This is a genomic window from Escherichia sp. KTE31, assembly GCF_000407925.1.
In the GTDB taxonomy this organism is placed as follows: Bacteria; Pseudomonadota; Gammaproteobacteria; order Enterobacterales; family Enterobacteriaceae; genus Escherichia; species Escherichia ruysiae.
On sequence record NZ_KE136722.1, the window covers coordinates 338,055 to 350,168 of the forward strand.

At 52.1% G+C, this 12,114-nt stretch carries 7 protein-coding genes; 5 read left to right on the plus strand and 2 right to left on the minus strand.

Translation table 11 applies throughout. The annotated features are described in order from the left end of the window. Nucleotides 1–39 precede the first annotated feature (39 nt). Both rtcB and rtcA read left to right on the plus strand, forming a co-directional pair. The gene (gene rtcB / locus WES_RS19275; protein ID WP_016159547.1) at nt 40–1,266 is read left to right on the plus strand and encodes an RNA-splicing ligase RtcB; all 1,227 of its coding nucleotides are present in this window, start codon (nt 40–42) and stop codon (nt 1,264–1,266) included. Nucleotides 1,267–1,269: 3 nt separating this feature from the next. Then, nucleotides 1,270–2,286 (plus strand): RNA 3'-terminal phosphate cyclase, encoded by a 1,017-nt coding sequence (gene rtcA, locus WES_RS19270; protein ID WP_016159546.1) that lies wholly within the window; start codon nt 1,270–1,272, stop codon nt 2,284–2,286. Nucleotides 2,287–2,328: 42 nt separating this feature from the next. Here rtcA and malT read toward each other — a convergent pair whose 3' ends face one another. Beyond that, complete coding sequence (malT, locus tag WES_RS19265) at nt 2,329–5,034, minus strand: HTH-type transcriptional regulator MalT (protein WP_000907057.1); 2,706 nt, start codon at nt 5,032–5,034, stop codon at nt 2,329–2,331. A 623-nt stretch (nt 5,035–5,657) separates the two neighbouring features. On the opposite strand from malT, the gene malP reads away from it, so the two are divergent. From malP to WES_RS19250, 3 genes are read left to right on the plus strand one after another with little or no spacing between them, the layout of a single operon-like run. Then, nucleotides 5,658–8,051, plus strand: coding sequence for a maltodextrin phosphorylase (gene malP / locus WES_RS19260; RefSeq protein ID WP_016159545.1), 2,394 nt, complete (start codon nt 5,658–5,660; stop codon nt 8,049–8,051). Between the two features lie 9 nt (nt 8,052–8,060). Continuing rightward, nucleotides 8,061–10,142: a 4-alpha-glucanotransferase gene (gene malQ / locus WES_RS19255; protein WP_016159544.1), complete on the plus strand. Its 2,082-nt coding sequence runs from the start codon at nt 8,061–8,063 to the stop codon at nt 10,140–10,142. Nucleotides 10,143–10,194: 52 nt separating this feature from the next. Then, nucleotides 10,195–10,548 (plus strand): hypothetical protein, encoded by a 354-nt coding sequence (locus WES_RS19250; protein ID WP_016159543.1) that lies wholly within the window; start codon nt 10,195–10,197, stop codon nt 10,546–10,548. 75 nt (nt 10,549–10,623) lie between these two features. On the opposite strand, the gene gntT is transcribed toward WES_RS19250, so the two are convergent. Further along, a complete protein-coding gene (gntT, locus tag WES_RS19245; protein ID WP_001131743.1) occupies nt 10,624–11,940 on the minus strand; it encodes a gluconate transporter in 1,317 nt (438 codons plus the stop codon). Nucleotides 11,941–12,114: the final 174 nt, after the last annotated feature.

Genomic DNA, 12,114 nt, shown 5'->3' on the forward strand with positions numbered 1-12,114 from the left:
GCAATTATCAGGACATACCAACGAAAAGAGAAAAGCAAAATGAATTATGAATTACTGAACACTGAAAATGCCCCGGTAAAAATGTGGACCAAAGGCGTGCCGGTAGAAGCCGATGCGCGTCAGCAACTTATTAATACGGCGAAGATGCCGTTCATTTTCAAACATATTGCGGTAATGCCCGACGTGCACCTCGGTAAAGGTTCTACTATTGGTAGCGTGATCCCGACCAAAGGGGCGATTATTCCGGCGGCGGTAGGTGTGGATATCGGCTGTGGAATGAACGCGCTGCGTACTGCCCTAACGGCGGCGGACCTGCCTGAAAACCTGGCGGAGCTACGTCAGGCGATTGAAACTGCCGTGCCGCACGGGCGTTCCAATAATCGTAGCCGTCGTGATAAAGGCGCATGGGAAAATCCGCCTGTTAACGTCGATGCTAAATGGGCCGAGCTTGAAGCAGGTTATCAGTGGTTAACGCAAAAATATCCGCGTTTCCTGAACACCAATAATTACAAACACCTGGGAACGCTGGGAACGGGTAACCACTTTATTGAAATCTGCCTTGATGAGTCGGATCAGGTGTGGATTATGTTGCACTCCGGTTCACGCGGAATCGGTAACGCCATCGGAACTTACTTTATCGATCTGGCGCAAAAAGAGATGCAGGAACAGCTTGAGACGTTGCCGTCGCGTGATCTGGCGTACTTTATGGAAGGTACGGAATATTTTGATGATTACCTGAAAGCCGTGGCCTGGGCGCAGCTTTTTGCCAGCCTTAACCGCGATGCGATGATGGAAAACGTGGTAACGGCGTTGCAGAGTATTACGCAGAAAACGGTAAGACTGCCGCAAACGCTGGCGATGGAAGAGATCAACTGCCACCACAACTATGTGCAAAAAGAACAGCACTTTGGCGAAGAGATCTACGTGACGCGTAAAGGCGCGGTGTCTGCGCGCGCTGGTCAATATGGAATTATTCCCGGGTCGATGGGGGCGAAAAGCTTTATCGTCCGTGGGCTGGGAAATGAAGAATCTTTCTGTTCATGCAGCCACGGTGCCGGACGCGTGATGAGCCGTACCAAAGCAAAAAAACTGTTTAGCGTGGAAGATCAGATTCGTGCCACCGCGCATGTGGAATGCCGTAAAGATGCCGAAGTGATCGACGAAATCCCGATGGCGTATAAAGATATTGATGCGGTGATGGCGGCGCAAAGCGATCTGGTGGAAGTTATCTACACCCTGCGTCAGGTAGTGTGCGTAAAAGGATAAATAATGAAAAGGATGATTGCGCTGGATGGCGCACAGGGCGAAGGCGGCGGGCAGATCCTGCGCTCGGCGCTGAGTCTGTCGATGATAACCGGTAAACCGTTCACCATCACCGGCATTCGTGCCGGACGGGCGAAACCTGGGCTGTTGCGCCAGCATCTGACGGCGGTAAAGGCAGCGACGGAAATTTGCGGAGCGACGGTGGAGGGCGCGGAGTTGGGGTCGCAGCGCCTGGTCTTCCGGCCTGGCATCGTGCGCGGCGGCGATTACCGCTTCGCCATCGGTAGCGCAGGTAGCTGCATGTTGGTGCTGCAAACGGTATTGCCCGCGCTATGGTTTGCCGACGGGTCTTCGCGTGTTGAAGTCAGCGGTGGCACCGATAACCCGTCTGCACCGCCCACCGATTTTATCTGCCGTGTGCTGGAACCGTTGCTGGCGCGGATGGGGATTCAGCAGCAAACAACGCTGTTGCGCCACGGTTTTTACCCTGCTGGCGGCGGTGTGGTGACAACAGAAGTCTCGCCTGTGGCATCACTTAACGCATTAGCGTTGAATGAGCGGGGCAACATTGTGCGACTGTGCGGTGAAGTGTTACTGGCTGGAGTGCCTCATCATGTTGGCGAAAGAGAGATGTCCGTGCTGGCTGCCAGCTTTTCCCTGAATGAGCAGAATATTCAAAGTCTGCCGCGCGAGCAGGGGCCAGGAAATACCGCTTCGCTTGAAGTCGTCAGCGAACACATCACCGAGCGTTTTTTTGCTGTTGGTGAAAAGCGTGTCAGTGCCGAAGTGGTTGCAGCCCAACTGGTGAAAGAGGTTAAACGCTACCTGGCAAGTTCGGCTGCGGTAGGGGAATATCTCGCAGACCAGTTAGTGTTGCCGATGGCGCTGGCAGGCGCGGGGGAGTTTACGGTTGCTCATCCCTCATGCCATCTGCTGACCAATATCGCGGTGGTGGAGCGTTTCTTGCCAGTGCGGTTTATTCTGGCTGAAACAGATGGCGTAACGTGGGTTAGCGTTGAATGATGCAGAGAAGCAAGTCGGATCAGGTGTGTTACCCGACCAGACTCACACCCCATATCCCATCATTTTCAGCAGTTTCTGCGCGTGCTGTACCGCAGCCTGACGGTGGGCAACGCCGAGTTTTTGATACAGATTGCGGATATGCGTTTTGATGGTGGTCGCAGCTACTTCCAGTTCGCCCGCAATTTGTTCGTTACTGTAACCGGAGTAAATCAGCCCCAGCACCTGCCATTCGCGTTGGGTCAATGGGCTGGTGCGGATCAGTTCCGGCACTTCCGGATGATTTAGCAGACGTTCGACAAAGCTCTCGTCAAAGTGAGCGAACTTGTGTCGGTGATGTTGATTGATTTCCCGCAGGATACGCTGCGCGCGGTGCTGTTCCAGTTCCGGCAGCGTATTGAGCTGAATCAGCTGGCGTAACTGCTGCGCCATCGCTTCGCCTTCGATGACAAAATGACTGATAAATCCGGTGCGATTCGCCAGTTTTAATGCGTCCAGCAGCACGCGCTGAGCGTCGCTTTTACGTCCGGCCTGCCAGTACAACTGATTGAGTAACAGCAGGTTGCGGTTCAGGTCGCTCATTAACCGCAGACTGCGGGCATTTTCGTTGAGTTCTTCGAGGACAATTTCCGCAGGTTCAAACTCGCCGAGTAAAATTTGCGCACGGGCAATGTTGCGCCATTGGCCTTGCAGGAAGTGGTTGTTCGCAAACTCCGGTTTGGCCGTGTGACGCAACCAGTTGGCAGCGGCGGCTTTGTCGCCAGTCATTTGCCAGTAAATCACGCGAACTTTGTTGGCGTTAGAGATCCAGTCGCTGTGATATTTGCCATTCCCCAGCAGGTTTTCCAGGCGGTTAAGTTGGCTGCGGGCGTTATCCAGATCGCCACGAGCCAGCGAGCATTGAATTAACATTGCCAGGCACTGAAGCTGTTGCTGGGGCTGATAAGAAGATAAAACTTCGATCCCGCTACGCGCCGAGGCTTCGGCTTCATCCAGCCGTGCCCATGCCCATAACAGTTGCGCACGGATGCGTACCAGAAACTCATGCATCGGCAACTGTTCCAGATGCTGTTCGTTAATCAACTGGAACGCTTTTTCCTGCGTTTCCCACGCAGTTTGCAGGAACCCCTGGGCAAACAGAATTTCACTTTGCTGGATTAAACTCCACAAGGCGTAGTGCCAGACATCATGCTGGCGCGCCATTTGCTCGGTTTGCTGCATAAGTGCCAGCGAGCGGGTTAGTTCACCTTTACAGTGCAACACTTCGCCAAGTACAGAGGTCGCGACAATGCGACTGTAGAACCAGCCCGGAGGCAGTTCTTCCAGTGCCTGTTTTGCCAGTCGTTCGGCTTCTTCCGGATTACCGTCGTTAATGGCTACCTGGGCGCGCAGAGCGTTAAATTCTGCGTGCATGGTGCCTTCCCTGATGCCCTGGATCTCGTGTTCGGCTCGTGCCAGCAGGGTATTTACTTCGCCGTAGCGATGCTGACTTTGCATCAACCAGGCCTGCAACAATACCAGTTGTGGATTTTCCAGCAGGCTGTCCCACGGCAGGGCTTTAAGCGACTCTTCCAGCAGCGACAGTTCGCTGTGGTTGAACAAACTCCAGGCGTGATTCAGCAGAATATCGCGCAGCATCAAAGCGTCGCCTGCCGCCAGCGCATGATGGATGGCTTCGCTGGGAAAACCTTGTTCCATCCAGCTTTCTGCGGCGGCACGGTGGATTTCCGGCAGTTCCGCCGCCAGTTCCCACTGGCAGCGTTGGCGCAGGAAGTTGCCAAACAGCGGGTGATAGCAGAACCACTCGCCAGTATCATCCATCCGTTGCAAAAACAGCCCCTGACGCTCAATCTCCTCAAGACGCATTTGCCCGTTTTCTTCGCCGGTCACGCGGGTGATTAGCGCATCATTCATCGAGCGCAAAATGGCGCTTTTTAGCAGGAAATGACGAGTGGTCAGATCAACGTTATCTAACACCTCATCGACCAGATAATCAGAAAGATGACTGGCATTGATGCCCGCCAGACGACGCGCTGATTTATGCGCCGAGTGGGTATTTTGCCTTGCTGAAAGCGCGATTAGCTGCAACGCCGTCGCCCAGCCGGACACGTCATCGCAAATCCGACTGCTTTCTGCGGCTTCAATCGGCGATGACAGACGGCAATCAAAAAACTGCTTCGCTTCCTGATGGGTAAATGTCAGTTGCTGGCTGCCAATTTCCAATAGTTGGTCACGCACGCGCAGATTGGCAATGCCCAACTGCGGAAGGTTGCGTGACAGCACCACCAGAGTGAGATTTTCTGGTTGATGGCGAATGAAGAAGCGCATTGATTCGTGGATCACCGGATTGGTGATCAAATGGTAATCGTCGATCACCAGGTAAAGTGGGCTATGCCATTCCGCCAGTTCGATGAAAAGCTGGGCAAACAGTGACGTCAGACTGGCATATTGCCGTTTTTGCGTCATTGTTTCACTGATGGCGCAGTGCCCGCTGGTTGCCTGTTGCACGGCGGCGATCAGATAGCTGGCGAAACGTTCTTGCTGGTTATCGCCTTCATCAAGCGAGTACCAGCCCAAATCGTTTTTTCCTGCCGCCCATTGGGATATGAGCGTTGTCTTCCCGTAACCCGCAGGACTTGTGATTAGCACCAGCCTGAAGTTGTTCGCGCCGGAAAGTTTAGCCAACAGGCGCTCACGAACCACAGTATGGTCGAGTCGAACCGGACGACTTAATTTTGACGGAATCAGCATAGTTAATCACTTCACTGTGGAAATTGAGGAAATATTATTTTTTTTGCGCTTCGTAATTAATAGTTATAAGTTCGGTCAGAAACCTGTGCAATGCAAGCGATGACGATTTTTTATGTGTCTGAATTTGCACTCTGTCACAATTCCAAATCTTTATTAATACTTCATCTTAAAACAAGGCAAATGCAGCGTGGATACTGGATTTTAGGGTGTTTTCTTTCAGTTCAAAAGCCTTATTAAAGCAACGATACCGCCTTAATTCCTGATGAAAGGTCTATCTAAAAAGTTGATCTTAATAAATCTATTAACAGTGAGATGACCCTCAATGGATATTTCATTACTGAAACTATTTCGCCGCTTTACTTAATTTATAGAGTTGCTTTCCGCTTTTTGATAATACGCAACGACCATTTCTTACTGTTAATAGCAGGTTTTCTGCGCTCTCTGGCATTGAGCTGATGCTTTTGCAGTTGATTGCACTACCTTTAAGTGGTCGTGATCACATTTTCTTGCTCATCCCCGTCACTCCTCCCCGCCTAATCCCCCGTAGGATGAGGAAGGTCAACATGGAGCCTGGCAAACTAACGATAACGTTGTGTTTAATATCTAAGAAAACTGGAACTCCTATGTCACAACCCATTTTTAATGAAAAGCAATTTCAGGAAGCCCTGTCACGCCAGTGGCAGCGTTATGGTTTAACTTCTGCGGCTGAGATGACTCCTCGCCAGTGGTGGTTGGCAGTAAGTGAAGCCCTGGCGGAAATGCTGCGAGCCCAGCCTTTCGTTAAACCGGCGGCGAATCAGCGCCATGTTAACTACATCTCAATGGAGTTTTTGATTGGGCGTCTGACGGGCAACAACCTGTTAAACCTCGGCTGGTATCAGGCTGTTCAGGATTCACTGAAGTCTTATGACATCAACCTGACTGACCTGTTGGAAGAAGAGATTGATCCGGCGCTGGGTAACGGTGGCCTGGGGCGTCTGGCTGCGTGTTTCCTCGACTCAATGGCGACTGTCGGGCAGTCTGCCACTGGCTATGGTCTTAACTATCAGTATGGTTTGTTCCGTCAATCCTTTGTCGATGGTAAACAGTCTGAAGCGCCAGACGACTGGCATCGCGGCAACTACCCGTGGTTTAGCCATAACGAAGCTCTGGATGTGCAGGTGGGCATCGGCGGCAAAGTGACGAAAGAGGGGCGCTGGGAACCGGAATTTACCATTACCGGGCAAGCGTGGGATCTTCCAGTGTTGGGTTACCACAACGGTGTGGCACAACCGCTGCGTTTATGGAAGGCGACTCATGCTCATCCGTTCAATCTCACCAAATTTAATGACGGTGACTTCCTGCGTGCCGAACAACAAGGCATCAATGCTGAAAAACTGACCAAAGTTCTCTATCCAAACGACAACCACACTGCGGGTAAAAAGCTGCGCCTGATGCAGCAATACTTCCAGTGTGCCTGTTCGGTGGCGGATATTCTGCGTCGCCATCATCTGGCGGGGCGTAAACTGCACGAACTGGCAGATTACGAAGTCATTCAACTGAACGATACCCACCCGACTATCGCTATTCCAGAACTGCTGCGCGTGCTGATCGATGAGCACCAGATGAGCTGGGATGACGCCTGGGCAATCACCAGCAAAACTTTCGCTTACACCAACCATACTTTGATGCCAGAAGCTCTGGAGTGCTGGGATGAGAAACTGGTAAAAGCCCTGCTGCCGCGCCATATGCAGATAATCAATGAAATCAACAACCGTTTTAAGAAACTGGTGGAAAAAACCTGGCCAGGTGATAAAGCGGTGTGGGCAAAGCTGGCGGTTGTGCATGACAAACAGGTTCGCATGGCCAATATGTGTGTGGTAAGCGGCTTTGCGGTGAACGGTGTGGCGGCGTTGCACTCGGATCTGGTGGTGAAAGACTTGTTCCCGGAATATCACCAGCTGTGGCCGAACAAATTCCATAACGTCACTAACGGCATTACCCCACGTCGCTGGATCAAACAGTGCAACCCGGCACTGGCGGCGCTGCTGGATAAATCACTGAAGAAAGAGTGGGTTAACGATCTGGATCAACTGATCCATCTGGAAAAATTCGCCGATGACGCGAAATTCCGTCAGCAATATCGCGAGATCAAACAGGCGAATAAAGTCCGTCTGGCAGAGTTTGTGAAAGCCCGTACCGGTATTGAGATCAATCCGCAGGCGATTTTCGATATTCAGATCAAACGTCTGCATGAGTACAAACGCCAGCACCTGAATCTGCTGCATATTCTGGCGCTGTATAAAGAAATTCGCGAGAACCCGCAGGCCGACCGCGTACCGCGCGTATTCCTGTTCGGCGCGAAAGCGGCGCCTGGCTACTACCTGGCGAAGAATATTATCTTTGCGATCAATAAAGTGGCTGACGTGATCAACAACGATCCGCAAGTTGGCGACAAACTGAAGGTGGTGTTCCTGCCGGATTATTGCGTTTCGGCGGCGGAAAAACTGATCCCGGCGGCGGATATCTCCGAGCAGATCTCCACTGCAGGGAAAGAGGCTTCTGGTACTGGCAACATGAAACTGGCGCTCAACGGCGCGTTAACCGTGGGTACGCTGGATGGCGCGAACGTTGAAATTGCCGAAAAAGTCGGTGAAGAAAACATCTTTATTTTTGGTCATACCGTGGAACAAGTGAAGGCAATTCTGGCCAAAGGCTACGACCCGGTGAAATGGCGGAAGAAAGATAAGGTTCTGGACGCCGTGTTGAAAGAGCTGGAAAGCGGTAAATACAGCGACGGTGATAAACATGCCTTCGACCAGATGCTGCACAGTATCGGCAAACAAGGCGGCGATCCGTATCTGGTGATGGCGGATTTCGCAGCCTATGTAGAGGCACAAAAGCAGGTGGATGTGCTGTACCGCGACCAGGAGGCCTGGACTCGCGCGGCGATCCTCAATACCGCCCGCTGCGGTATGTTTAGCTCGGATCGCTCTATTCGCGATTATCAGGCTCGTATCTGGCAGGCAAAACGCTAAGGAAGCTCGATGGAAAGCAAACGTCTGGATAATGCCGCGCTGGCGGCGGGGATCAGCCCCAATTACATCAATGCCCACGGTAAACCGCAGTCGATTAGCGCCGAAACCAAACGGCGTTTGCTTGACGCGATGCATCAACGTACCGCCACGAAAGTGGCGGTAACGCCAGTCCCGAATGTCATGGTTTATACCAGCGGCAAAAAAATGCCGATGGCGGTAGAAGGCAGCGGCGAATATAGCTGGCTGCTGACCACCGAAGAAGGTACTCAGTACAAAGGGCACGTGAGCGGTGGTAAAGCGTTCAATTTACCGACGAAGCTGCCGGAAGGTTATCACACGCTGACGCTTACCCAGGACGAACAGCGCGTGCATTGCCGGGTGATTGTCGCCCCGAAACGTTGTTACGAACCGCAGGCGTTGCTGAATAAACAAAAGCTGTGGGGGGCCTGCGTTCAGCTTTATACGCTGCGCTCGGAAAAAAACTGGGGCATTGGTGATTTTGGCGATCTCAAAGCGATGCTGGTGGATGTGGCAAAACGTGGCGGGTCGTTCATCGGTTTGAACCCGATTCATGCGCTCTATCCGGCAAACCCGGAAAGCGCCAGCCCGTATAGCCCGTCTTCTCGCCGCTGGCTGAATGTGGTTTATATCGACGTTAACGCCGTCGAAGATTTCCATCTTAGCGAAGAGGCACAGGTCTGGTGGCAGATGCCGACCACACAACAGACGCTGCAACAGGCGCGGGATGCCGACTGGGTCGATTACTCCACGGTTACCGCCCTAAAAATGACAGCATTGCGGATGGCGTGGAAAGGTTTCGCGCAACGTGATGATGAACAGATGGCAGCGTTTCGCCAGTTTGTTGCAGAGCAGGGCGATAGCTTGTTCTGGCAGGCAGCGTTTGACGCGCTACATGCACAACAAGTGAAAGAGGACGAAATGCGCTGGGGTTGGCCAGCATGGCCGCAGGCGTACCAGAATGTGGATTCACCAGAAGTGCGTCAGTTCTGCGAAGAACATCGTGATGACGTCGATTTTTATCTCTGGTTGCAGTGGCTGGCTTACAGCCAGTTTGCCGCCTGCTGGGAAATCTGCCAGGGCTATGATATGCCGGTTGGGCTGTATCGTGACCTGGCCGTTGGCGTGGCGGAAGGCGGCGCAGAAACCTGGTGCGATCGCGAACTGTATTGTCTGAAAGCGTCGGTTGGTGCGCCACCGGATATCCTCGGCCCGTTGGGGCAAAACTGGGGATTGCCGCCGATGGACCCGCATATTATCACCGCGCGCGCCTATGAACCGTTTATCGAGCTGCTGCGCGCCAATATGCAAAACTGCGGTGCGCTGCGAATTGACCATGTGATGTCGATGCTGCGTTTGTGGTGGATACCGTATGGCGAAACGGCGGATCAGGGGGCATATGTTCACTATCCGGTGGATGATCTGCTCGCTATTCTGGCGCTGGAAAGTAAACGCCATCGCTGCATGGTGATTGGCGAAGATCTTGGCACGGTGCCAGTAGAGATTGTCGGTAAGCTGCGCAGTAGTGGTGTTTACTCCTACAAAGTACTCTATTTCGAAAGCGATCACGAGAAGACGTTCCGCGCACCAAAAGCGTATCCGGAGCAGTCGATGGCGGTCGCGGCAACACACGACCTGCCTACGCTACGCGGCTACTGGGAGAGCGGGGATTTAACGCTGGGCAAAACGCTGGGGCTGTACCCGGATGAAGTGGTGCTGCGCGGTTTGTATCAGGATCGCGAACTGGCGAAGCAAGGGCTGCTGGATGCGCTGCATAAATATGGCTGTCTGCCAAAACGTGCCGGGCATAAGGCATCACTGATGGCGATGACGCCGACGCTTAATCGTGGCTTGCAACGCTATATTGCCGACAGTAATAGTGCCCTGTTAGGGCTACAGCCAGAAGACTGGCTGGATATGGCGGAACCTGTAAATATTCCTGGCACCAGTTACCAGTATAAAAACTGGCGACGTAAGCTTTCTGCAACGCTTGAGTCGATGTTTGCTGATGATGAGGTGAACAAGTTGATTAAGGATCTGGACAGGCGGCGCAGAGCGGCAGCGAAGAAATAATTTAGGAAGTGCCTGGTACACGTTACCAGGCTTTTTTTCAAGGAAAAATGATATGGACATGTCAGTCAAGGCAGACCTTGAAGATAAGATAAAAGAAAAATATACGATTGGTGACTATGAATTTGATGAAGTAAATAAATGCTTTTGGGGTGATACAGAAATCGAATTGTATCTCTATGAAGTAGATACAGATATCTGGCGAAGCTGCGATGTATGGTACTTTGATGGCTATGAAAATGGATTATCCGATCATGAGACTGAAGACCTTGTTTTCTTTGGTGATAAGGTTTCTGTAAAGAGTAAAGCCATTAAAAAATTTAATGAAAATCCCCCGGAGTTTATGGGATACAAGATATTTTATAGAAATATAGCCATTGTCTTCGAAACGCGAAGGCATCTGTTATAAGCGGCACAGAGCGGCAGCGAAGAAGAAGTAGAGTGCGGTTGATGCCGGATGCGATGCATCCGGCCATCAGTATTATCAAATCACCATATTCAGCAGCAGACAGCCTACCAGACCGCACACTGAGATAATGGTTTCCAGCATCGACCAGGATTTGATGGTCTCGCCGATAGTCAGGTTAAAGTACTCTTTGAACAGCCAGAAGCCCGGATCGTTCACGTGAGAGAAAATCACACTACCGGAACCAACCGCAATAACCATCAGCTCCGGGCTAACACCTGTCGTTGCAATCAGCGGCGCAGCGATACCACCCGCAGTGATTGCCGCAACGGTTGCAGAACCCAGCGCGATACGCAGCACAGCGGCAATAGACCACGCCATCAGCAGCGGAGAAATATTGGTTTCGTGCATCATGGAAGCAATGTATTTGTCCACGCCGCTGTCTACCAGCACCTGCTTGAACGCACCGCCACCACCGATGATTAGCAGCATCATCGCGATGATTTTGATGGAAGAAACCAGCGTGTCGTTAATCTGATCCATCGAACGGCCACGGTTCAGACCAAAGGTGAACATCGCAATCAGCACGGCAATCAATGTCGCCATCACCGGGTCACCGAGGAACTCTGCTACCGGCAGGAAAGCGTGACCTTTCGGCAGGATCATTTCAGCGATGGCACGCATCGCCATCAGTACAACCGGCACCAGAGAAGTCCAGACGCTGACGCCAAAGCTCGGCATCTCTTCTTCGCTAAAGGTTTTCGCACTGTACAGACCTTCCGGGATCGGCTTATCAATGCCTTTCAGCACGCGAGCGTAAACCGGACCCGCGAGAATCACGGTCGGGATCGCCAGAATAGTACCGTACAGCAGGGTTTTACCCATATCGGCATTGAAAATGGTGGCAATCGCAGTCGGGCCCGGATGCGGCGGCAGGAAGCCGTGGGTCACAGACAGTGCAGCCGCCATTGGTACACCAACATACAGCAGCGGGATATTGGCAGCAGCAGCGATGGTGAATACCAGCGGCAGCATCAGTACGAAGCCTACTTCATAGAACAGGGCAAAACCGACGGTAAAACCGGTCAATACCACTGCCCACTGGATGTGTTTTTTACCAAATTTGGCAATCAGCGTGGTGGCGATACGTTGCGCGCCGCCACAGTCTGCCAGCATTTTGCCCAGCATTGCGCCAAAGCCCATGATCAGGGCAAGGCTACCGAGCGTCCCGCCGACACCGGCTTTGATAGAGCCAATAACTTTATCCAGCGGCATCCCTTGCATTAATCCAACAGCAAGCGCCACCAGGACGAGAGCGATGAAGCCGTTCATTTTGAAGCGGATCATCAGGAGTAATAACAAGATAACACCGATAGCAACAATGACTAATGGCATGATTTACCTGGCCTTTAATTTGTTATGGGTAACGTCAGGTTTCTGACGACAAATCCTGGTTGTCCCAACTGGGAACAGCGATATAACGGCACCACGGCTGATGACCCCTAAAACGTATTAGTGTAGTCAGATGTTATGAGTGTGTTTGGTGCCCATGAGAATGATACGGGTAAC

Coding starts and splice junctions, on each gene's coding strand:
- rtcB (WP_016159547.1), top strand. CDS start 40: ATGAATTATGAATTACTGAACACTGAAAATGCCCCGGTAAAAATGTGG.
- rtcA (WP_016159546.1), top strand. CDS start 1,270: ATGAAAAGGATGATTGCGCTGGATGGCGCACAGGGCGAAGGCGGCGGG.
- malT (WP_000907057.1), bottom strand. CDS start 5,034: ATGCTGATTCCGTCAAAATTAAGTCGTCCGGTTCGACTCGACCATACT.
- malP (WP_016159545.1), top strand. CDS start 5,658: ATGTCACAACCCATTTTTAATGAAAAGCAATTTCAGGAAGCCCTGTCA.
- malQ (WP_016159544.1), top strand. CDS start 8,061: ATGGAAAGCAAACGTCTGGATAATGCCGCGCTGGCGGCGGGGATCAGC.
- WES_RS19250 (WP_016159543.1), top strand. CDS start 10,195: ATGGACATGTCAGTCAAGGCAGACCTTGAAGATAAGATAAAAGAAAAA.
- gntT (WP_001131743.1), bottom strand. CDS start 11,940: ATGCCATTAGTCATTGTTGCTATCGGTGTTATCTTGTTATTACTCCTG.